This is a genomic window from Thalassotalea sp. PLHSN55 (assembly GCF_052030545.1).
GTDB lineage: Bacteria > Pseudomonadota > Gammaproteobacteria > Enterobacterales > Alteromonadaceae > CANMXU01.
The window spans coordinates 58561-82911 of the sequence record NZ_JBPDIH010000005.1 but is presented as its reverse complement, the minus strand read 5'-3'; the positions used below and the strand labels follow the sequence as shown (position 1 = coordinate 82911).

At 40.3% G+C, this 24351-nt stretch carries 19 protein-coding genes; 18 read left to right on the top strand and 1 reads right to left on the bottom strand.

All coding sequences use genetic code 11. The features are described from left to right. The first annotated feature begins 396 nt into the window (after positions 1 to 396). The 18 genes from ACRRSQ_RS11340 (at position 397) to ACRRSQ_RS11255 (ending at position 23152) form a co-directional block, all read left to right on the top strand. Positions 397 to 1095: a HupE/UreJ family protein gene (locus tag ACRRSQ_RS11340; protein WP_440875857.1), complete on the top strand. Its 699-nt coding sequence runs from the start codon at positions 397 to 399 to the stop codon at positions 1093 to 1095. A gap of 20 nt (positions 1096 to 1115) precedes the next feature. After that, positions 1116 to 1631 (top strand): hypothetical protein, encoded by a 516-nt coding sequence (locus tag ACRRSQ_RS11335; RefSeq protein ID WP_440876100.1) that lies wholly within the window; start codon positions 1116 to 1118, stop codon positions 1629 to 1631. Between the two features lie 15 nt (positions 1632 to 1646). Then, positions 1647 to 1997: a DUF6488 family protein gene (locus ACRRSQ_RS11330; protein WP_440875856.1), complete on the top strand. Its 351-nt coding sequence runs from the start codon at positions 1647 to 1649 to the stop codon at positions 1995 to 1997. Positions 1998 to 2173: 176 nt separating this feature from the next. Continuing rightward, complete coding sequence (locus ACRRSQ_RS11325) at positions 2174 to 3100, top strand: DNA polymerase III subunit delta' (protein WP_440875855.1); 927 nt, start codon at positions 2174 to 2176, stop codon at positions 3098 to 3100. A gap of 53 nt (positions 3101 to 3153) precedes the next feature. Then, positions 3154 to 3480 carry a PilZ domain-containing protein gene (locus ACRRSQ_RS11320; RefSeq protein WP_440875854.1) on the top strand — a complete coding sequence of 109 codons (327 nt, stop codon included), beginning with the start codon at positions 3154 to 3156 and terminating at the stop codon, positions 3478 to 3480. A 72-nt stretch (positions 3481 to 3552) separates the two neighbouring features. Beyond that, the gene (locus ACRRSQ_RS11315; protein WP_440875853.1) at positions 3553 to 4320 is read left to right on the top strand and encodes a TatD family hydrolase; all 768 of its coding nucleotides are present in this window, start codon (positions 3553 to 3555) and stop codon (positions 4318 to 4320) included. 687 nt (positions 4321 to 5007) lie between these two features. Further along, complete coding sequence (locus ACRRSQ_RS11310; RefSeq protein ID WP_440875852.1) at positions 5008 to 6237, top strand: nucleoside recognition domain-containing protein; 1230 nt, start codon at positions 5008 to 5010, stop codon at positions 6235 to 6237. A gap of 186 nt (positions 6238 to 6423) precedes the next feature. Next, positions 6424 to 7104, top strand: coding sequence for a GntR family transcriptional regulator (locus ACRRSQ_RS11305; RefSeq protein ID WP_440875851.1), 681 nt, complete (start codon positions 6424 to 6426; stop codon positions 7102 to 7104). Between the two features lie 83 nt (positions 7105 to 7187). Then, complete coding sequence (gene prpB / locus ACRRSQ_RS11300; protein WP_440875850.1) at positions 7188 to 8075, top strand: methylisocitrate lyase; 888 nt, start codon at positions 7188 to 7190, stop codon at positions 8073 to 8075. Positions 8076 to 8223: 148 nt separating this feature from the next. Continuing rightward, positions 8224 to 9348 (top strand): bifunctional 2-methylcitrate synthase/citrate synthase, encoded by a 1125-nt coding sequence (gene prpC / locus ACRRSQ_RS11295; protein WP_440875849.1) that lies wholly within the window; start codon positions 8224 to 8226, stop codon positions 9346 to 9348. A 150-nt stretch (positions 9349 to 9498) separates the two neighbouring features. Continuing rightward, positions 9499 to 12117: a Fe/S-dependent 2-methylisocitrate dehydratase AcnD gene (gene acnD, locus ACRRSQ_RS11290; protein WP_440875848.1), complete on the top strand. Its 2619-nt coding sequence runs from the start codon at positions 9499 to 9501 to the stop codon at positions 12115 to 12117. Between the two features lie 417 nt (positions 12118 to 12534). Continuing rightward, positions 12535 to 13716: a 2-methylaconitate cis-trans isomerase PrpF gene (gene prpF, locus ACRRSQ_RS11285; RefSeq protein WP_440876099.1), complete on the top strand. Its 1182-nt coding sequence runs from the start codon at positions 12535 to 12537 to the stop codon at positions 13714 to 13716. Positions 13717 to 13848: 132 nt separating this feature from the next. Further along, a complete protein-coding gene (locus tag ACRRSQ_RS11280; RefSeq protein WP_440875847.1) occupies positions 13849 to 14472 on the top strand; it encodes a hypothetical protein in 624 nt (207 codons plus the stop codon). A gap of 91 nt (positions 14473 to 14563) precedes the next feature. After that, on the top strand, positions 14564 to 18739 hold the full coding sequence (locus ACRRSQ_RS11275; protein ID WP_440875846.1) for a thrombospondin type 3 repeat-containing protein: 4176 nt from the start codon (positions 14564 to 14566) through the stop codon (positions 18737 to 18739). A gap of 154 nt (positions 18740 to 18893) precedes the next feature. Then, positions 18894 to 19466 (top strand): tRNA-(ms[2]io[6]A)-hydroxylase, encoded by a 573-nt coding sequence (locus ACRRSQ_RS11270; protein ID WP_440875845.1) that lies wholly within the window; start codon positions 18894 to 18896, stop codon positions 19464 to 19466. Between the two features lie 14 nt (positions 19467 to 19480). Beyond that, positions 19481 to 20713 carry a hypothetical protein gene (locus ACRRSQ_RS11265; RefSeq protein WP_440875844.1) on the top strand — a complete coding sequence of 411 codons (1233 nt, stop codon included), beginning with the start codon at positions 19481 to 19483 and terminating at the stop codon, positions 20711 to 20713. Between the two features lie 623 nt (positions 20714 to 21336). After that, positions 21337 to 22176 carry a peptidyl-prolyl cis-trans isomerase gene (locus ACRRSQ_RS11260; RefSeq protein WP_440875843.1) on the top strand — a complete coding sequence of 280 codons (840 nt, stop codon included), beginning with the start codon at positions 21337 to 21339 and terminating at the stop codon, positions 22174 to 22176. Positions 22177 to 22180: 4 nt separating this feature from the next. Continuing rightward, positions 22181 to 23152, top strand: coding sequence for a HupE/UreJ family protein (locus ACRRSQ_RS11255; RefSeq protein WP_440875842.1), 972 nt, complete (start codon positions 22181 to 22183; stop codon positions 23150 to 23152). A gap of 359 nt (positions 23153 to 23511) precedes the next feature. Here ACRRSQ_RS11255 and ACRRSQ_RS11250 read toward each other — a convergent pair whose 3' ends face one another. Further along, positions 23512 to 24078 carry a bacteriohemerythrin gene (locus tag ACRRSQ_RS11250; RefSeq protein WP_440875841.1) on the bottom strand — a complete coding sequence of 189 codons (567 nt, stop codon included), beginning with the start codon at positions 24076 to 24078 and terminating at the stop codon, positions 23512 to 23514. Positions 24079 to 24351: the final 273 nt, after the last annotated feature.

Below are 24351 nucleotides of genomic sequence, written 5' to 3'. Positions count from 1 at the left end.
CCACATGGATGTGGGGTAAGGTGACTTTGCAGGAGCATAAAGTCTTTATCACTCATTTATGTAGACTAACTACACGACAATCGCTCTGCCTTGTATAAATGGCAAACAATTCGCTGCAAAAACATACACCAAAGGTCAACACGCTCTAGTCGCCTGAAATTTCATTTTGTAAAATCTTAGTTACAAACTCGGCGCATCGCCTACAATTGGCTACAAATCTTGTTAACTTTGTTGGTTATTTTTCCTGTCTATTCCGTGCTAACATCTCGCCATTACTAACAATTAGTATGTGTGTCGCGCAAATTTACTTAATAATTTTGATGTAATCACCTTGATTTTATTTGGTTACAAGCTGCGATTAAACGTAATCCTCTATAGTAGTTAAGGATGAGATATATGTTAGATAGGCTGAAAGCTTCTTATCTGTTTTACCCAGTACTTATTGTGCTTGCGTTGTTTTCTGTCGATAGTTTCGCTCATGGCGTCGACGATACAACACGCGATTATTTACAAAGCATTTCGGGTATTGAAATAATCCCTTTTATGTATATTGGCGCCAAACACATGGTGACCGGTTACGATCACCTGCTATTTCTAGTCGGTGTGTTATTTTTTCTTCATAGAACACGAGATGTGTTGTTATACGTCAGCATGTTTACGGTAGGTCATAGTATTACGTTGATGACTGGCGTATTGGCTGACATTCAAGTTAATGCCTACTTAATTGATGCCATTATCGGTCTCAGCGTTGTTTATAAAGGCTTTGACAATCTAGGTGGTTTTAAAAAGCTTTGCGGCTTTCAACCCAATCCAAAAGCTGCCGTGCTTATTTTTGGTTTATTTCACGGCTTTGGCTTAGCAACTAAAATTCAAGAATTTGGTTTGCCAAGTGAAGGATTAGCGGCCAATTTACTTGCCTTTAATTTTGGTGTCGAACTTGGCCAATTTTTAGCGCTGATGTTTATCTTACTCGTGATTAATATTTGGCGACGTCATGCAAGTTTTCAACGTTTTTCATCGGTCACCAACGCTGCGCTAATGAGTGCCGGTTTTATGCTGATCGGTTATCAATTAACAGGTTATTTCGTTAACTAAGGAATAAGAGAGTTATGAATATGCAAACTGAACAATCTTCAACATCAATCATCAAAGCGAGTATTATTGCGTTAGTGATTGCGCTAACCACCTTAGTGCTATTTATTTTACCGGCAGAATACAATGTTGACCCTACCGGTATGGGCGAAAAATTAGGCTTAACGGTATTTAACCAACCGGCAGAAAACAACCAAGTTGAATCGCAATCTAGCGACGGACAACAAGACTCGGTAATCGTCACTGTTCCTGCGGGCAAAGGCATTGAATATAAATTAGCAATGGCGCAATACGAAAAAGTTAACTACGAATGGATGACCGACGGTGGCCCATTGTATGTTGATCTTCACGGCGAGCCAAAAGGTGATACTACCGGTTATTTTGAATCGTATACCATAGCGACGGCTGAGCAAATGAAAGGCAGCTTTACTGCACCATTTGAAGGTTCACATGGCTGGTATTGGAAAAATGAATCAGATAAAGAAATGCAAGTTCAAGTTATTTTCAGTGGTGAATATACCATTGAAGGTCTTAAATAAGAGGAAGTCAATCGTATGAAATTTTTAGTTAATATTGCGTTAACCATCAGCTTAGTTTTTTCTGCATCAGTATTTGCGCATTCAGGCGCGCATGGCAGTATTGATAACAGTAAAGCGTTATCTGTTGCACAAACGGCGGCAAAGTCATTAACGTTTAGAGCGATGCCAACGCAAATAGAAGGTCAAGCTAAAACAATTGCGAAAATTGATAAAAGCTGGTCAGCAGTGCCTGCTGAAAACTTTACTGTAGCAAGTGAACATCACGGCACATATACGGTAAAAGCGGTTAATGAAACGCTTAATGAAACCTTATATTTTCATGTTAATGGTGAAGGCTTATTAGTGGCGGTATCACCACAAAGCTAGTTGCTAATCGTTTCTATATCATGATTAAAATGGCTGTAATTTTACAGCCATTTTTTATTATGCTTGCTTAATTAAATACTTGCTGGGTAAGGTCATATTTTCGTGATATTATTTTCCATCTTGTTCGCAGTTACGGCTGCGGTTTGTTAACTCTTACTCATTGAAACCCTTAATACATGAAAGCTTGGTTAACTGCTACTCAACAACAATTAAGTACACAAATTCAACAGGGAATTTTACCGCATGCGCTGTTAATTTCAGGCATGGCTAATGCGGGTAAACAAACCTTGTCTCAGTGGTTGATCAAGACCATTGCCTGTCAGCAACCTCTAGCTAACAATGATAACTTTCTAGCGCCTTGTCAGCAGTGTAAAACTTGCCAACTTATTTCAAGCCAAACCTATCCAGATCATCAAGTGGTTCAAGCCAGCACCAGCACTATAGGGGTTGACGATATTCGCCAGGCAACGCAGTTTTTTGAAAAAACCGCACAAATTGGTCAAGTAAAAACTTTAATTATTGAAAGTGCAGAAAAAATGACCATCGCTGCGGCTAATGCGTTACTTAAGACATTGGAAGAGCCAAGTGGTGATAGTGTCATTGTGTTATTAACACAAGATATTGAGTCGCTGCTTGCTACTATCATTAGTCGCTGTCGATTAATTTCATTAAGACCGCCGATGGGACAGGCCCTGTCTGAGCAGCTAAATTGTCAATTAGAAGGTGACTTTACTAATTTAACTCATATGCCTGAACTTGTTGATGAACAAGTAAAAGCGCAATATCAACAGTTTAGTCAAAGTTTCATTCATTATCTTCTGCACCAACAAGATAGAGCTGAGCTATTAAGTCAACTTAATTCCAGCCCATATGCATTACGCTGGTTAGAAAAAATTGTGGTAAACTTTGCTAGAGAGCAAGTTGGTTGGTTAAAAAGTAGTGAAACTGACAACAATGCCTTGCTAGAGCCTCAAGTCTTGTGGCAAGTTCATCGTTTATTTATTAGCATGAACAAACGTATTAAAACACTGTCGCAAAGTAACCTGAGCTTTGAATTTGAAAAGTTTTTAGTGGACGTTAAGCAATTAACCGCTAGTAAATAAGTATAAGCCGTTAAGTAAACGCAATTAAGCACAAGTAAATTAGGAGTGTCGTTTTGGAAAATGTATATTTGGAGTTTGTTTCCGATAAAGACTTATATCAGTCGTTCATGCCGTTTCTAAAACAAGGTGGCTTATTTGTACGCACCACGGAATTTTATGAACTGGGCACTGAAATTGAAATGGAAATTTCACTGCCTGATGCCTTAGAAAGCTCTAAAGTTATTGGCAAAGTATGTTGGTTAACGCCTATTGGTGTGCAAAATGGTACACCGCCAGGTTTAGGCATTAGTTTTATTCAAGATCCAGACAATATTCGCAATCAAATCGAAAAAGCGATAGGGCGTTTTTTAAATTCATCTGAACCAACATTAACGATGTAATTTCCCCAACACTGTCTGCTATTTAAAGATTCAAACCCTTATTCCAATTAATATTATTCAAGGAGCAAAGAGTTGTTTATAGACTCTCATTGTCATTTAGATCGTTTAAAGTTAGCTGAATTTGACGACAATTTAGATAACGTGGTTGAAAAAGCCAAACAAGCCAAAGTGAGTGGCATGCTTTGCGTGAGCGTTAAACTTGCTGAATTTGAGCAAATGGCCCAAAAAACTGAGCATTACGATAATGTTTGGTTATCTTGTGGCGCACATCCGCTAAATCAAGAAGAGTCGATTGATGAAAACCAGCTACTGCAATTGTCACAAAACGACAGAGTTATTGCCGTTGGCGAAACTGGCTTAGATTATTTCTACGCGCCTGAAACTAAAGAGTTGCAGCTTGATTCCTTTAAAAAACATGTGCGTGTTGCTCGACAAATTAACAAACCACTCATTATTCATACCCGCGATGCGCAACAAGATACCCTAGATATTTTGGTTAACGAAAAAGCTGACCAAGTGGGCGGGGTATTACACTGCTTTACTGAGACTTGGGAAATGGCAAAACAAGCATTAGATCTTGGCTTGTATATTTCTTTATCAGGCATTGTCACCTTTAAAAATGCCAGCGCCTTAAGAGAAGTCGCGAAAAAAATACCCGATGATCGCCTACTGATTGAAACCGATGCGCCTTATTTAGCGCCGGTGCCACATCGAGGCCAGCAAAATCAACCGGCTTATGTCGTCGATGTAGCTAAACATCTAGCCAGTGTTCGTGGTCAGTCGGTTGAAGAAATTGCCCAAATAACGCGAGATAATTTTTACCGCTTGTTTAAGTTGTAATACCAATTACATTAATAAATTAGTCAACTTAGAACTCGATTAACGACCTTAGAACAAACAAAATTACTGAAACATAGTTATTCTATATTTCTTTAATTTTGAGCCGTTATCAGTTCGCTAACCAGTTCCCAAAGGGCGATTTTAAAAGGCTTATATCCATCGTTATTGATTTTGACAAGGTTATTACTTAGGTTATGCACGGAGCATATAACCTGTGCCTATAAGCCTTTTAATTATCGCTAAGTGATCAATTAATTAATGCACTTGGTATAATACCTAACTGAGCTTAGGTTACCTAGGTTAATGCTTTTTATTTAGGGCAAAAAAATGGCCCGAAACCTGTGAAAGTTTCGGGCTCAGGGGAATGGCTCATGCAAAGAGCCGTGCGCTAATAAAGGTAACTACACAATAAAAGGAGCGAGCATTTATCGAGTTCTTTATCCTACAGCTACTAAGTGTAGTGTAAACTTTATTAATTGCTAATTTAATTTTAATTTTTTCCTAATCCATTGTTTTATTTATAGATATAATAACCTCTTTGTTTGATTGTTAAGTTGGTTTCCACCACTTACTCAGTCCTTTAACACAAGTTAATAACATCTTTTCCACAGTGTGGTTGTATTTGTTTTTGTCTGTTTTTATGTCATGATTCGTTTTGCCTAAGCTCTTAAAAAGAAAAATATTTTTGTGTTAAATCGAATTTGGATTGGTTTTTTTGTCATTGCCTTTATCGCTAGCCTTTATCAATGGCTAGTGCTTGATAATGTTTTGATCTTTGAGCAGTTGGTCAATGCCATTTTCGACATGTCAAAAGTGACTGTTGATATCGCCATCGGCTTAATTGGTATCTTAAGTTTTTGGCTTGGCATGATGAAAGTTGCTGAATATGCAGGCATCATCGAAAAAATCTCAGTCTTTATTTCACCATTATTTACCCGCTTAATGCCTGAAGTGCCAAAAGGGCACCCGGCAATAGGTTCGATGACCATGAACCTTTCGGCTAACTTTTTAGGTTTAGATAACGCTGCAACCCCACTTGGGTTAAAAGCGATGCAAGACCTGCAAACTTTAAATCCACAAAAAGATACCGCCACTAACGCGCAAATTTTATTTCTGGTGTTAAACACATCTTCTGTCACCTTGTTTCCGATGGCGGTATTTGTTTACCGAGCGCAGCAAGGGGCTGCAAACCCTACCGACGTTTTTATTCCTATATTACTCGCAACCTTTGCCTCTACCTTAGCAGGTTTGCTGGTGGTGGCCTTTGTGCAAAAAATACAGCTGTTTAATAAAGTGGTGTTGTTATATTTATCTGCAGCGATGGCACTAATTACGGCGCTTGTTGTTTATTTTGTTAGCTTGTCGGCCGATGCGTTAGCGCAACAATCGTCGCTTTTTGGCAACTTACTTATTTTCTCTGTTTTGTTAGCCTTTATCCTTATTGCCATGTATCGAAAGGTGGTCGTTTACGATGCGTTTATTGAAGGCGCTAAACAGGGCTTTGAAACCAGTATTAAGCTTATTCCTTATTTATTGGCGATGTTATGTGCCATTGGTGTATTTCGAGCAAGTGGCGCCTTAGAGCTTATTGTCGACAGTTTTCGTTTGTTAGTGGCAAGCTTAGGAGGGGATACTCGTTTTGTAGATGCTATGCCAACAGCGATTATTAAGCCATTAAGTGGTTCTGGCGCCAGAGCGATGATGATAGATACCATGAATACTTATGGCGCTGATTCGTTTGCCGGTCGTCTTGCTTCTATTGTGCAAGGTTCAACGGAAACGACTTTCTATGTACTTGCGGTGTATTTTGGCTCTGTTGGTATTCGCCACTCTAGGCATGCCATAGGCTGCGGCCTAGTTGCTGATTTAGCCGGTGTCTGTGCTGCGATTGGTGTTTGTTATTGGTTCTTTGGCTGATCTCACTATTTTCCGTTCGTAAAAATTACTGCTTTTTCAGTTAACTTTTATCTTTAATCCCTACGACTTTAGTCTGTTTTTTTGCTTAAATCGACGAATTGTCGACAATTTAGTCTGTTCTTGCTTGACTATTAAATTTCATCCGCTATTATTTTGATCAAACTTTAAAAGTGTCGACAATAATAGATGCCATTAAACAATCCAACCAGACAACCTTTAGTAACGACCGCTGACAAAGTCTTTGATCAAATGCAGCGTGCCATTGTTGAAGGGGAAATAAAGCCAGGTAGTAAAATTAGTGAACCTGAGCTAGCCAAGCAATTTGAAATTAGTCGCTCTACCTTGCGAGAAGCCTTAAATCGTTTGGAAAAGTGCCATTTAGTCGAGCGTAAACCGAATGTTGGTTCGCGTGTTGTAGAATGTACTATTGAAGGCCTATTGGAAATTTATGTCGTTCGTGAAGCATTAGAAGGTATGGCGTGTCGGCAAGCGGCGCAAAATATGACCGACCAAGAAATTGTCGACATGCAGGATATGTTAAAACAACATGCCAGCGCACAAGAGCTTAAAGACGGCATTTCATATTATCAAGAAGAAGGGGATTTAGACTTTCACTATAAAGTGATCCTCGGCAGTCATAATCAACAATTGATCAATATTTTGTGCGGTCAGTTGTATCACCTAGTACGCATGTATCGTATTCAATTTGGTATGAATAGCCCCAGAGCGACGCGCGCTTTTGCTGAGCATTCCAATATTATTCAGGCCATTGCTGATCGCGATGGTGAGCTTGCCGAATTATTAATGCGTCGACACATTGGCGCGTCACGCAAAAATATTGAAAAGAAAATTGCCGAGCTCGGCTAACAATATAAAGGCAATCAATAACAAGGTGCAGAATTTGTGTAGTCCTGCACGTAAAAGAATACATTTAACTTGAGGAAGCGAATATGTCAGCAACACTATCACCAGGCGCTAAATTCCGTTTAGCCCTTGAAAACAACAAACCACTGCAAGTTGTCGGCACTATCAACGCCTATTGCGCAATGATGGCAGAGCAATTAGGACATCAGGCGATTTATTTATCCGGTGGTGGCGTAGCAAACGCATCTTACGGTTTACCTGATTTAGGCATGACGTCACTTAATGATGTTATTGCTGATGTGCAACGTATTACTGCTGCATCAAGTTTACCATTACTAGTAGATATTGATACCGGCTGGGGCGGCGCATTTAATATTGCCAAAACTATTCGTGATATGGAAAAAGCCGGCGCTGCTGCGGTTCATATTGAAGATCAAGTGGCGCAAAAACGTTGTGGTCATCGCCCGAATAAAGAAATTGTCTCAACTGACGAAATGGTTGATCGCATTAAAGCGGCGGTTGATGCAAGAACAGATAAAGACTTTTTTATTATGGCGCGTACCGACGCCTTTGCTCAAGAAGGTTTAGAAGCCGCAATCGAGCGAGCTAAAGCGTATGTTGCAGCAGGTGCTGACGGTATTTTTGCTGAAGCGGTAAAAACTGAAGAACATTATCGTGCATTTTCGCAGGCGCTTGATGTGCCTATTCTTGCCAACATCACTGAATTTGGTCAAACCGAACTGTGGAATAAAGAGCAGCTCGGGCAGTGGGGCTGCGCTATGGTGTTGTACCCATTATCAGCATTTCGTGCTATGAACAAAGCGGCTGAGCTTGTTTATAAAACCTTATTAAAAGATGGCGACCAAAAGGCTGTTGTCGACACGATGCAAACTCGCATGGACTTGTATGACTACCTTGGCTATCACGATTACGAACAAAAATTAGATGCGCTTTTTCAAGAAGGCAAAGGTTAATAGCGGCAAGAGGCCAAGCGCCAAGCTCCAAGGGAAAAAATAAAAGCTATAAGTGGCAAGTTACAAGCTGCAAGAGAAAAGCTTAAAAAGAAAATAAAAACAACTTGCCAAAGAGCAGGTTCAATATACAAATTATGAGGATATAACAATGGTTGATAAAAAATTAGGCGGAGCAGGTTTACGTGGTCAAAGTGCAGGTGAAACTTCATTGTGTACTGTGGGGAAATCGGGTAGTGGTTTAACCTATTGTGGCTATGATGTTGCTGATTTGGCGGAAAACGCTACTTTTGAAGAAGTCGCCTATTTGTTGTTTAACGGTGAGTTACCAAATGCGGCTCAGCTAGATAATTATAAAACTGAATTAATGACCATGCGTGATTTACCGAAAGCATTAAAAGAAGTGTTACAACATATTCCTAAAGATGCTCACCCAATGGACGTAATGCGCACCGGTTGTTCATTTTTAGGCAATATTGAGCCAGAAAATGATTTTTCAGAGCAAAATAAAGCTGCTAATCGATTGTTAGCCGCGTTTCCTGCCATTATGTGTTATTGGTACCGTTATTCACACGAAGGTGTTGAGATTGACTGTACAACAGATGAAGACTCTATCGGCGGACATTTCTTAAAATTACTTCGTGGTGAAACGCCGTCTGAGCAACATCGTCGCGTTATGGATGTTTCGCTAATTTTATATGCAGAGCATGAATTTAATGCGTCAACCTTTAGTGCCCGAGTGTGTGCGTCAACCCTATCTGATATGTTCTCATGTATCACTGGCGCGATTGGAACGTTGCGTGGACCACTTCATGGCGGTGCCAATGAAGCGGCGATGGATATGATTGAAAAATTCAATTCTCCTGAAGATGCCAAAATTCAAATGGCCGGTATGCTTGAGCGCAAAGAAAAAATTATGGGCTTTGGTCATGCGATTTACCGCACGTCAGATCCGCGTAACGTTATTATCAAGGCGTGGTCAGAAAAGCTTGCTCAAGAAAACGGTAATACCTCACTTTATGATATTTCTGTCGCGTGTGAAGAATACATGTGGGATACCAAAAAGCTATTTTGTAATGCTGATTTTTTCCATGCGTCAACCTATAACTACATGGGAATTCCAACAAAACTGTTCACGCCAATTTTTGTTTGCTCACGCCTAACAGGTTGGGCAGCACATGTTATGGAGCAGCGCGCTAACAACCGTATTATTCGCCCAAGTGCTGATTATACCGGTTCAGAGCCAAGAAAAGTGACACCTATCGCCCAGCGATAATCTCCGGTTAACTTTTCATTTGGTCAGTAGGTGATAATTTTCATCTGCTGATCAAATGATAAAAACGTTAATCATGCCCATTTTTTGATAAAAGCAGTTGTGTTGAGCAATGTAATGACTGCTTTTTAAACTATATTTGTGGACCCTGTTATGAACTACGAACACCGCAAACCGCTTCCAGATTATAAACTTGCCGGCGTTAATGTCGATTATTACGATACCCGCGGCGCCGTGGAAGCCATAAGCCAAGGGGCTTATGCAAAACTCCCTTATACCTCTCGCGTATTGGCGGAACAACTGGTGCGTCGCTGCGAACCAGAACAGTTAACTGACGCATTAAAACAGCTGATCGAACGAAAGCAAGACCTAGATTTTCCTTGGTATCCTGCGCGTGTTGTTTGTCATGATATTTTAGGGCAAACCGCATTAGTCGATTTAGCAGGTTTGCGTGATGCCATTGCTGACCAAGGTGGCGATCCTGCTAAAGTAAACCCGGTTGTGCCAACTCAACTTATTGTTGACCATTCATTAGCAGTTGAACATGGCGGTTTTGAAGCGGATGCTTTTGATAAAAACCGCGCCATTGAAGATAGACGTAATGAGGACAGGTTTCACTTTATCGAATGGACTAAAACGGCCTTTAAAAATGTCGATGTGATCCCCGCGGGTAACGGCATTATGCACCAAATTAATTTGGAGAAAATGTCGCCGGTGATTCAACTGCGTGACGGTGTTGCTTTCCCTGATACTTGTGTTGGCACCGACAGCCATACGCCACATGTTGACGCCCTAGGCGTAATCGCCATTGGTGTTGGCGGTCTAGAAGCAGAAACAGTTATGTTAGGTCGCCCGTCTATGATGCGTTTACCTGATATTGTTGGCGTAAAGTTAGTGGGCAAACGTCAGCCGGGTATTACCGCAACTGATATGGTTTTGGCGATCACCGAGTTTTTACGTGCCGAGAAAGTTGTTTCAAGTTATTTAGAGTTTTTTGGCGAAGGCACTAAAGATTTAACCATAGGTGATAGAGCCACTATTTCTAATATGACGCCAGAGTATGGCGCATCTGCCGGCATGTTCTATATTGATCAGCAAACCATTGATTATTTAAAACTAACCGGTCGTGAACCTGAACAAGTTGAACTGGTTGAAAAATACGCCAAACATACCGGACTTTGGGCGGATGATTTAGTTGACGCCCAATACGAGCGCGTATTAACTTTTGATTTATCAACCGTATCACGCAATATGGCAGGTCCTTCAAATCCACACCGCCGCTTGCCGACATCAGCGCTGAGCGAAAAAGGTATTGCCAAAGATTTAGCTAACTGTAAACAGCAAGAAACCGATGGTCAAATGCCAGATGGTGCGGTCATTATTGCTGCCATTACCAGTTGTACCAATACCTCGAATCCTAGAAACGTTGTTGCTGCTGGCTTAGTGGCAAAACGTGCCAATGAATTAGGTTTAATTAGAAAACCTTGGGTTAAATCGTCATTTGCACCGGGTTCTAAAGTGGCCAAGCTTTATTTAGAAGAAGCTGGCTTGCTATCAGAAATGGAAAAACTAGGTTTTGGCATTGTAGCTTATGCTTGTACTACATGTAACGGTATGAGTGGCGCACTAGACCCAGTAATTCAGCAAGAAGTGATTGACCGCGATTTATACGCAACAGCAGTGCTTTCAGGTAACCGAAACTTTGATGGTCGTATTCATCCTTATGCTAAACAAGCCTTTTTAGCCTCTCCGCCTTTAGTTGTTGCTTATGCCATTGCTGGTACGATGCGCTTTGACATTGAAAAAGATGTGCTAGGGCAAGACCAACAAGGCAATGATATTACGCTGAAAGATATTTGGCCAAGCGATGAAGAAATCGATGCCATTGTAAATTCATGTGTTAAACCTGAACAATTTAAAAAGGTTTACACACCCATGTTTGACTTAGGTGCGTTTGAGCCTGCTGAAAGTCCACTATACGATTGGCGTGAAATGAGTACCTATATTCGCAGGCCGCCTTATTGGGAAGGGGCATTAGCGGGTGAACGTACCATGAAAGGCATGAGGCCACTCGCGGTACTTGGCGATAATATCACCACAGATCACCTTTCACCGTCTAACGCGATAATGCTAGACAGTGCAGCAGGCGCTTACCTAGATAAAATGGGTCTGCCTGAGGAAGATTTTAATTCATACGCAACCCATCGAGGTGATCATTTAACCGCGCAACGGGCAACGTTTGCTAATCCAAAACTGTTTAACGAAATGTGTAAAGATCAGCACGGTGAAGTTAAGCAGGGCTCACTTGCGCGTATTGAACCTGAAGGTGTCGAAAGTCGGATGTGGGAAGCGATTGAAACGTATATGAAGCGCAAACAGCCACTTATTATTATTGCCGGCGCTGATTACGGTCAAGGTTCATCCCGTGACTGGGCAGCTAAAGGTGTACGCTTAGCGGGTGTTGAAGTGATCGTCTCTGAAGGTTTTGAGCGCATTCACCGTACCAACTTAGTGGGCATGGGAGTTTTACCACTAGAGTTTACTCAAGGTAATAATCGCCATACCTATCAAATAGACGGCAGCGAAACTTACGACGTTTTAGGAGAAACCGCACCGGGCACTATGATGACAGTTGTGATGACCCGTGCGAATGGGGAAGTAGTAGAAATTCCTGTTAAGTGTCGTTTAGATACCGCAGAAGAAGTTTCTGTGCATGCGTCAGGTGGGGTATTGCAAAAGTTTGCTCAAGACTTCTTGGAGTCTAACGCTTAAATGGTTTTTTAGCTTTATTTCTGTGTTGGGAGTGCTCACCTAGTAAACTAGGCTCTGCGCTCCCGCCTTGAAATAAAACTAAAACCCTGCTTTAAGCTTATTGAATTTTATTAACTAACCTGAACTCGGTTTAAGAGATATTTAACTGGTTGAAATATAAAATTATATTTTTCATGTTAACCTCTAGCTTGCTGGTTTTGCTTACTTCAAGGCAAATTTACGCGTCAATAGCTGGTCTATTGCAAGTGAATTTAACGCGGAAGTTAGTAAAAGTAGCGGCTAGAGAAGTATTTATTAAGCCGAGCTCGGGTTAACTATATTTCAGAAAGTGAGAACATTAATTTAATGTTCAATAACGAGAAAGGTTTACTTGGATTATTCCAGTAAATCATAATCTTAGAGGGCATTGAAATGTCGATGACGCACAAACCACAAATAAAAATTCCCGCCACTTATATTCGGGGTGGCACCAGTAAAGGTGTCTTTTTTAGCTTAACTGATTTACCTGAAGCGGCGCAGGTTGCCGGCAAGGTACGCGATAATATTTTATTGCGCGTCATTGGCAGTCCAGATCCGTACGGTAAACAAACCGATGGCATGGGCGGTGCAACCTCAAGCACCAGTAAAACCGTTATCGTGGCAAAAAGTGAAAAAGCTGAACACGATGTCGACTATTTATTTGGTCAAGTGGCTATTGATAAAGCCTTTGTTGATTGGAGTGGTAATTGCGGAAACTTAACAGCTGCCGTGGGCGCTTTTGCCATTAGCCAAGGTTTAGTCGATACAAAGCGTATTCCGGAAAATGGCATTGCCACCGTGCGCATTTGGCAGGCTAACATTGAAAAAACCATAATTGCTCATGTGCCTATCACGAATGGTGAAGTGCAAGAAACTGGCGACTTTGAATTAGACGGTGTTACCTTTCCAGCGGCAGAAGTTGCTGTTGAGTTTATTGCGCCAGTCGACCCGAGAGAGCCGATGTTTCCAACGGGTAATCTTGTTGATGATTTAGAAGTACCTGATATTGGCAGCTTTAAAGCTACGATGATCAACGCTGGCATTCCAACCATCTTTTTAAACGCCGAAGATATTGGTTATGTTGGTAATGAACTACAAGACGATATTAATAATGATGACGCGGCACTAAAACGCTTTGAAACGATACGTGCCTATGGCGCAATTAAAATGGGACTAATTGATAACGTTGAACAAGCAGCAGCTCGCCAACATACGCCAAAAATAGCGTTTGTTGCTAAGCCGAGTAATTACACATCGTCTTCGGGCAAAGCGATTAGTCAAGATGATATTGATTTGCAAGTTAGAGCGCTTTCAATGGGGAAATTACATCATGCCATGATGGGCACTGCGGCAGTAGCTATTGGCACTGCGGCAGCAATTCCTAATACGCTGGTTAATTTGGCGGCCGGCGGTAGTGAGCGGCAAGATGTTACCTTTGGTCATCCGTCTGGTACCTTAAAAGTGGGGGCAGAGGCTAGCGAAGTTGATGGCAATTGGCGTGTAGATAAAGCCATAATGAGCAGAAGTGCACGTGTTCTAATGGAAGGTTGGGTAAGAGTTCCAGCACAAGTACTTGATTAACCATTAACTTTTATTTTAGCTAAAATACCTGAGGTTTTTACTTCGGGTATTTTTTTGCATTTCTATTTTCACAGGTACGATTCTTGCTTTTAATTGTTCTTAAAAAATAACGACAAATAATTGGCGAAAATTATGACAACTTATTTAAAACGAATCGACACGCGTATGACACTTAGCACTATCAAAAATTTAACGGCGTCTTTGAAAGCGTTATGCCTTTTTTGTGCCTTATCCTTACCTGCATTCTATAGCCAAGCACTTGAAGGAAATTTACAAATTCACAAAGGCGAAGAGTCAGGTGCCATTGGCTATAACTTAAGCCTTGCTGACCGATTTTCGCCAGGCTCAGGCTTTGGCTGGAATGTTTCATACAATCATTTATCCGATTTAGCGGTAACTTGGAATAATGACGATTTATTTTTTGACAGTAATAGTGTTGAACTATTAGCGACTTATCAACACACGCCAAAAAGCTACAATCAATTTTTGAATAAATTAATTTTTGAATTTCAAGCGGGTGCATCAGTACAACTGACGGAAAATAAATTTGTTTGGGAAGAGCTAAATGAAGAAAAGTACTTTTCAGAGCAGGGTGATGTTAACGGCGTGTTAGCGTTTTTAACCCACTATAAAGTTTCTCGTAAAATGCAAATGCATGTCGGTGTAAAGTACTACCCAACATTTTCTGAATTTGACGGACAAGGAACAGTTTTTGCCGGTTTTACTTATCGTTTTGGTAACCAATTTGGTTATTAGTGACTAGGGTTAGTAATATGGCATGTCACTTTGTTGATGTTAACTTGCCCTAACGGGCTCAAGTCAAATAGTAGGTTTTAAGAGGTTGTTTATGTTACGTAGTTATAAAGTAACCCTTTTTTGTTGTTTGTGGCTTTCATTTGCTGCAGAAGCTGTTGATACCGATGGAGATGGTTTCGATGATTTGGTGGATAGGTTTCCCAATGATCCCACGGAGTGGTACGACACCGATAACGACGGTATAGGTAATAATGCTGACCCAGATGACGACAATGATGGCTTAAGTGATATTGCCGATCCTGATGATGACAATGACCTTGTAGCCGACCTTTATGACGAATTTCCAGAAGATCCGAACGAGCAATTTGATACCGATGGCGATGGCATAGGTAACAATGCTGATACGGATGATGACAATGATTTAGTGCCTGACGCGGCAGATGTTTTTCCTTTAGACCCTTTCGAAAGTGTTGATACCGACTTTGACGGCATTGGCAATAATACTGATACCGACGATGACGGCGATGGTGTAATTGATTTTTACGACGCTTTTCCACTTGATCCTACCGAAACCACAGACACAGATAACAATGGTATTGGTAATAACGCCGATGATGATGACGATGGTGACGGCATATTAGACGAGGACGATTTATTTCCGCTAGATAACGGTGAAAGTACCGACCTTGACGGCGATGGCATTGGCGATAATGCTGATAGCGATCGAGATGGTGACGGTGTACCTAATGGACTTGATTTCTTACCTGATGATCCAACTGAATGGGTCGATACCGATGGTGATGGTTTAGCGGATAATACCCAAGATGACGACGACGATAACGATGGTTATTTAGATGTAGATGATGATTTGCCACTAGATGATACTGAGCATATCGATACCGACAATGACAATATTGGTAATACCGTTGACGATGATGATGACGGTGACGGTGTTCAAGACCATTTAGATCCATGTCCGCAAGACTTTTTAGAACGTGTCGATACTGATGGCGATGTGGCACTTGACGCTGATGGATATGTTGTTGGCGGTGCATGTGACAATAATGACAATGATATTGATGGTGACGGCGTATTAAATGACGATGATGATTTTCCTTTTGATAGCACTGAAACCAACGATTTAGACAATGATAATATTGGCGATAATACCGACCCTGATATTGATGGTGATGGCGTTAATAATGGTAATGATGCATTTCCTTTAGATGCGAGCGAAAGCGGTGATCTTGATAATGATGGTGTCGGAGATAACAGTGATACTGATATCGACGGTGATGGCGCAAGTAACGGTAACGACGCTTTTCCATTCGATCCTAATGAAAGTTTAGATTTAGATAATGACGGTATTGCGGACGGTGTCGATAACGATATTGATGGCGATGGCATTTTAAATGTTGATGATGCTTTCCCTTATTATGCCGCTGAAAATGCTGATAATGACGGTGATGGTATTGGTAATGTTGCCGATCCAGATGACGATAATGATGGTGTACTCGACAGTTTTGATGCTTTCCCTTTTAATGCCAGTGAAACAACCGATTCAGATGGCGATGGCATAGGCAATAACAGCGATGCTGACGATGATAATGATGGTTTTGCTGACACTATCGACGTATTCGATTTAGATGATGAAGAATGGTTTGATTTTGATGGTGACGGTACAGGCGATAATGCTGATAGCGATGATGATAATGATGGCGTAGTTGATAATGAAGATGCCTTCCCATTTAATGACAATGAAACGTTAGATACCGATGGCGATGGTGTTGGTAATAATACTGACAGTGACGACGACAACGATGGTTTTACCGACAACAATGACCCTTTCCCTCTAGACTCGTTAGAATGGCTAGATACCGATAGTGACGGTGTCGGCAACAATACAGATAACGATGATGACAATGACGGCTTTGTTGATAACAACGACCCGTTTCCGCTTGATCCATTGGAATGGTTAGACACTGACGGCGACGGTCTCGGTAATAACGCGGATGCCGATGATGATGGTGACGGCATTGTTGATAATGACGATGATTTGCCGCTTGATCAAAATGAAGTCGAAGATTTAGACGGCGACGGCATTGGTAATATTTCCGATACCGATGATGATGGTGACGGGGTCTTAGATGCCGACGATTTATTTCCGCTAAACCCTAATGAATTTGAAGATACAGATTTTGATGGTTTAGGTAACAATGAAGACGCTGATGATGATGGCGATGGTGTTACTGATCTAGAAGATGATTTTCCATTAGATGCTGCAGAATATCGAGATACCGATGGCGATGGCCTAGGTAACGTTTATGATTTAGACGATGATGGCGATGGTGTGCAAGATCACCTTGATGAAATGCCCCTTGATGCCACTGAAATTTTTGATACCGATGGTGATGGTGTTGGTAATAATCGAGATCCCGATGATGACGGCGATGGCATGGAAGACGTGTTTGAAACTGAATATGGTTTTGATCCGCTAAACCCATTTGATGCGCCATTTGATAGTGATGCCGATGGCGTTAGTAATGGTGATGAAGCACTTGCAGAGTCCAATCCGCTATTAGATGACTATGCGCCTATTATTACGCCGCTAAATTCATTAGAGGTGAATGCGTCGCATACTTTTACCACGGTGACGTTAGATAGTTTAAAATCACTGGCACAAATACAGGTAGAAGATGGTCGTGACGGACTTGGCTGTTGTAACTTAACAATTTTAAATTTTGAGCAAGGTTATAACAATATTGCCTCAGGTTTATCGCCAGTATTATGGCGAGCAACCGACATTGCAGGCAATGTTGCAGAACTTGAACAAGTTTTAAGCATTCATCCTTTGGTTAATTTAACGGATGATAACTTTGTTGCTGAAGGCAGCAGTTTTACCGTAGACGTTGTGCTTTCTGGTCAAGCGCCGCAGTACCCACTAGTTATTCCATTTTCAGTGAGTGGTAGCGCCGATGGACTAGATGCAATCGTTTCAGACACTAAGTTTATAATCGACTCAGGCACAACCGCCTCTGTTGAGGTTACTATCAATAGTGATTTTGCCGTTGAAGGCGATGAAACTTTAATATTTACCTTAGATCCTAGTGTTAATGCTGGTCAGCAAGCTCAGCAAATCATTACCATTACAGAAGAAAATATAGCGCCAGTGCTTAGCGCGTCGATTGTGCAAAACGATACCACAGTAAGTGTTATTGCTATAGACGGCGGCGAAGCAAAAATTGTGCTTGATATTACTGATTACAATGTTGATGACCGACATATTATAGATTGGGATCTTCCTGACTATTTATCGGCCGAGATTAGTGCCAGCCAGCTAGAAGTTTATATTCAGCCAGCAAGCATTGTTTTTCCACAAGAGAACGAAAATGTCGTCACAGTAAGTGTCAATGTGACCGATAGCGGCACGGGCGAGTTATCTCAAACCGAATTTATTAGCTTACCTTTTGTCACGACCGTGCCAAGATTATCAAGTAGCGATCTTGATTATGACGGCATAAGTGATGAAGTTGAAGGTTATGCCGATGATGACTTAGATGGGTTACCTGCGTTTTTAGATAACTTAACTATACCGTATTTGCAGCCGCTACATGTTAATGCTGCGCAAGTACAGTTAATGGAAACCGAGCAAAGTTTAACGCTTAAATTAGGTAAGTATGCCCGCCAGCAATTTGCTGATGGTGTGCAACTGTCACAAGTTGAGTTAGATAATACCAATACGGTTACGACAGATAGTTTGACTCATACTAACGAATATTTTGATTTTGAGATTACCAATATTCGTCCAGTTGGGCGCTCGGCTTATGTTGTTATTCCGTTAAGTCGTGTTATTCCTGAACATGCGGTTTATCGCAAATATACTACAGCAACCCTGTGGCAAGACTTTGTGATTAATGCCAATAATGCCGTTGCATCAACGCAAACGGTTAACGATGTTTGTCCGCCACCGCATAGCACTTTATACACAAGTGGCTTAACCCAAGGGGACAATTGTTTACGTTTATTGATTGAAGATGGCGGTGCTAATGACGCTGATGGCTTAGCAAATGGCACCATTGACGATCCAGGCGGAATTGCCATTATTTCCAATAAAGAATTAACCGAAGAAAGTACGCCAAACACCGAAAGTAGCGGTAGTTTCTCGGCGGGTCTTATGTGGTTATTAGGCGGCATTGTTTTATTTAGACAAGGTAATTTATTTGCTAAGCGAGTGATTAACAAAAGGTCATCTAAAAAGAGCAATTAGCGCAAAACATTCTAGTTGATCCTACACTGGCTCAAAATGCACATTATCGATGTAGCATTTTGAGCCTTTTTACTTTTAAAGCACAAAATCAAGTTGTTGTTCGCTTGCACCAGTGTAAAATGTCGGGCAATAACACACTTACCATTTTTATCTTATGTTCGAATTAAAATACCAAACGCCAATTGAATGGGCGCATATTGCTGTTGAAGACTTTGACGCTTTTTTACAAGATCACGCCGCTGCCGAAAAGAAAGCCTCAGGCATGGCCATTTCAATGTTGTCACATTATCCCGATAGAAAGTCATTAGTCCGAGCAATGGCTGATCTTGCTATTGAAGAGCTAATTCATTTTAAACAAGTCTTGAAACTGATAACTGCTCGTGGCGGTATGTTAGGGCAAGACAGTAAAGATGCCTATATTCACGAAATAAGAAGCTTATTTCGTCGTGGCACCGATGTGTTTTTTCTAGATCGTTTACTTGTCGCTGGCGTTATTGAAGCGCGTGGTCACGAGCGTTTTAGTTTAATTGCACAGGTACTTCCAGAAGGCAAAGACAAAGACTTATACGTTAGTATCGCCAAATCAGAAGAAAAACATAAAAACTTATTTGTAGAACTAGCACTTGAATATTTTGACGAAAAAGTGGTGATGGACCGTCTTGAAGAAGTGTTAGATTTTGAAGCGAAAGTTTGTGAAAAACTGCCATTTCGCGCTGCCTTGCACTAATCACTGGTTTTTTAATGACCGCTAAACACCTTGATAAATATTTGCTTAATTATGCTGAAATAGAAACGGCGTCACTCGCGTCGTTTCCTCAGCATATTGGTATTGACCATGTTGTAGTTATTCCTGCCTATAAGGAAACGGTTGAATTTATTGATAGTTTCTTAGACTCGGCGCTTGCCAGTCAAAATTCATTGATGATAGTGGTGATTAATCAACCTCAAAGCTGCCAAAACGCTGCAATCAATAAACAACAACGACTGTTTGAGCAAATACATCTGTTAGCAGCGCCTATTTGGCAACAAGACAACTTGTATTTGTTAAAGCCAGCGAATAAAAACACCCATATATTGGTGGTTGATCGTTTCACAATACCAATTAATGATAAGCAAGGGGTAGGGCTGGCGCGAAAAATAGGAACAGACCTTGCCTTAGCTTTAAAAGCGAAGGGAAATATTTGCAGCGACTGGATTTGCTCAACAGATGCTGATGCCAGTTTACCTGATAATTACTTTTCTACGTTAAGTAACGTTAATCGTAATGCCGTAGCAGCCTGTTATGATTTTACCCACGTAAGTGATGACAAAGACATAGAGCAGGCCAACCGACTATACGAAACTGGGCTTCGCTATTATGTTAAAGGCTTGCAATACGCAGGTTCATCTTATGCATTTTTTACCATCGGCAGCACAATTGCGATCACAGCGAGTGCTTATGCAATGGTACGTGGCTTCCCAAAACGCAGTGCCGGTGAAGATTTTTATTTGTTAAATAAAGTGGCCAAACTGGGGGATATTGCCTTTATTGACGACTGCCAGCTAAGCATTCAAGCCAGAACATCAGACCGAGTGCCGTTTGGTACGGGCCCAGCCGTGAGTCAAATTATGGCGTTAATCAAGGATAATAAACCTTACTGCTACTACCATCCGCATTTGTTTCAATTGCTAAAGTTATGTTTGTCTGAATTTACTATGCTGTATCAACATAAAAACAATAGTGAAACTTGGTTTAATGATTTGCCAACGGATATCTGCGCGGCTTTAAAAACGGTGGGTTTTGACACTTTTATCAATAAAAACATTCACCACAGTGAACAGCAGTTTAATAAGCAATTGTTAGTGTGGTTTGATGCCTTTAAAACGCTTAAATTTTTACACGCACTTCGTGATCTCAATTACCCCAATATGCCGATAAACCAAGCGCTAGCGCAGGCAGATTTTTCGCTAGAAATAGACTCATCGCACTACTAAATTTGTTTTCGTCGGCATTTTTAATTTTCATCTCTGTAAAATTATGTACTAAGTAATTGTTGGTTATTTGTTGCATTTACATCGCTTGGGGATGTTGGTAATTCCAAGGTTTTTATTTTATTCTTTCGTGTCAGTGGTTTAGGTTGGTTGTGCTCAGTAACAACAAGCAGGATATTTAATAATTTAGTGATTAAATACCGTTATTTGTTAAAGCTTTGGTTACAACTAATGGCTAAACTCATCACAATTATTACGATATTGGCTGAGGGAATGGTCGTATAATTTAGGTCGATAGAACAAAGAATGAAGTACAAAAACTTAACGCCTGCCTTGCTTTGTTTTAGCTAATTAGGCGAGTTGTTTTAACTTCACTTAAATTGCTGTTGTCATTATGAAAATTTTAATGCTTATCGCAATAGATGAGCTAAGAATATTTGAAATAATTCTGACATGAATTGATGCAATTTAATGATAAATTTCTTGGGATGCGACAGAACATCCTGTTAACATTTGTAAGGTATTTGTAGTTGATAAGTTTAGCTGAGTGTTAGGGCTACTGCATATCGATAAAGTGACTGTCGTTTCTCAACTTTTTCAATCTTTTAGAGGTAAAAAGAGCTGTTATGTTAAAAAAATTTTTATTAGAGCCATTAGTACATTTTTTGCTGTTAGCAATATTGCTTTTTGTTGCATTTGATTTCTTAAACCCTGAAACATCAGAAGAAAATATTATCTCTGTTAGTGAAGGTAGGGTTGCGCAACTAAAACAAAATTTCACCAAAGTATGGCGCCGTTCTCCAACATCTGAAGAGATAAACGGTATGATTGATAGCTATGTTTTGGAAGAAATTTATACCCGTCAAGCATTAGCATTGGGCTTAGATGAGGGTGATTCAATTATTCGCCGTCGTTTACATCAAAAAATGGAGTTTATGCTTGAAGATATGTCATCGCTAGTTAACCCTTCAGACGAAGAGTTAAAAGTATACTTTGACGAAAACTCGAAAAATTACCTCAAAGAAGCACGTTATAGTTTTGAACAAATTTATTTTAGTTTAAACAGAGATAAGAACGAGCTTGATGCCCTTATTGCAGCGCAAGAAGAAAACATTGCCCAAGGTAAACAACCAGAAGGTGACAATACTTTATTGCCTTCGAGTGTTGAAGATTCAAGTGCATCAAATATTAGACGTCAATTTGGTGAAGAGTTCCTCGCGCAATTAGGTAAAGCAAAAGACGGTACATGGTTTGGTCCAGTAGAATCGGGTTTTGGTTTGCACTTTATCAAAATCTCTATGAGTGACGCGGAAGCAGTTAAAGACTTTGACCGTATTAAAAGTATCGTTATTGAAGATTGGCAAAAAGATAAGCATGAACTTGTTAAGAAGCAATATGAAAAAGAACTTTTAGAGCAATATCAAATTGATATTGCAGTATCTGGTACAAATCCAGCACAAGGATAATGTTATGAGAATATTAGTTGCTTTAGGATTATTATTTCTTAGTTTAACAACTTTTGCCGAAGATATGCGTCCTGCGTCGTTAAATATTACCGCGCTTGATAACATGCAATACGATGTTATTTGGAAAGTACCGGCGCAAGGTACTAAGCGCAAAAGTGTACACGTGGTATTTGATGAAGGTACCAAAGCGGTAACGGCTGTTAAACAAAACTTTGTTAATGGTGCTTTCATTGAAAATTGGGTTATTGAACGAGAAAATAACCTTGATGGCCTAACCATTAATATTGATGGCTTGTTGATGTCTAACAACGACGTATTATTGCGAATCGTCGATGAAAACGGCCAAACAATTACGCGCGTACTTAATGCAGAAAATCAAAGCTTTAAGGTTGAAGGTGAAATTGCGGCTGAAAATGTAATATCAACTTACACCATTTTGGGTATCGAACATATTTTAGTGGGCTTAGACCACTTATTATTTGTTGCGTGTTTGGTGTACATTTCGTCAACACGTCGAAAACTATTACTGACCATCAGTGGTTTTACCCTAGCTCACTCGGTAACCTTGATTATGGCGGCAACCGGTGTGTTTGCCTTAGATATTCCACCAGTAGAAGCGGTAATTGCATTGAGTATTATTTTCTTAGCAATAGAAATCGCTAAACAGAAGAAAGACAGCATAACGCTGCGCTATCCGGTATTGGTTTCGTCTAGTTTTGGTTTGTTGCATGGTTTTGGTTTTGCCTCAGTACTTGCCGAAATCGGTTTGCCAGCCCAAGAAAAAGTTACCGCCTTAATTTTCTTTAATGTGGGTGTTGAAATTGGTCAGTTGATGTTTTTAGCGGTATTACTGACGGTATTTAAGCTCATTTCTATGGTAAACATTCTTACCGAAAAACAGATTCGCTGGGCCGTTAGTTACTGTGCAGGTACTATTGCAATGATGTGGTTTTTAGAACGCCTATCGGTATTCTAATCACGCATTAGCGATTTAAAAGTCATTAAAATTATCAAAGCCGCTCTGAACAAAGAGCGGTTTTTTTTATCCTGATTTTTTAATTAGAGAATAATGGCTTTTAACGCGTTAATACCAAGCGCATTAATTACTCACCTAGCAATAATTCAAAGGTTTATAGGCACAGACTATAAGCTTAAAGCATAACTTAAGCCCCTACAGCCATACAGGTGATGCATTATAATGACTTGTTTTGTATCGCTTTAAATGCTGATGATTGAAGGTAAAAATACAATAAAGTAAAGAAAAAGGCTAACCTTATTACCTAAGTTAGCCTTTATATCGGGAAGCGTTTTGTATTCTCTGTCGCTAGTTTTCGTTTAAGCTACGCCGCGATCGTTTAAGTGTTTAGTGTATTGTTTGTCGGTACCGTTAATGTGATTGATTAACCATTTTGACAAGAAAGTGCTTACTTCATCGAGCGCGTCATGCCCTTTAATATTGTACAAGTCGACGAAGGTTTCGACTTGCGCGATCATTTTTTTGTGTTGCTCTTTGTGCGCCACTATATCTGGATAATCGTTTTCTTCCATTATTTTTTCTTCACGTGAAAAATGCGTTTTAGTGTAGTCAACTAAGTCTTCTAACGCTTGGCGCTCGAAACTTTCACTCATTGCATAATCGTATGCCGTGGTAAATTGGTTTAGCAATTGCACTAATTTTTTATGATCATCATCTAAAATTTGCACACCAACGCTGTACTCATCTTTCCATTGTATTTGATGACTATTTTTATTCTTTTTGTAAAGAACAGAAACTAAAACCAGCGCAATAATAAGTATCCAAGAAATTACATTGTCAAAGCCTGACAAGAATCCTAGAAAGATTGCCACAATAACAAGGCAAACAATTGCAGCGTAAATTAGGGCTTTGATACGACGTGTCATAAAGGTAATTCCAAAAGCTTTTAGTGTGTTAAGTGGGCTAATGTTAATACTAATAAACGTGAACAGTCATTAAAACACTGGTATTTATTGCGTTAGATCAAACTCTTTCTTTAATTCCAACTATTTTTTTCAAAACTTGATCTGCGTCAGGTTGTACGACCTCATTTTCTTAGATAGTGAACACATTCCAACGCACTTGGTAACATTTTTTAACAACTTTGTAAGAAGAGTGTATCGAAAGCGAAGGGAGCAGGTTTCTGTAAAGTTAGATTT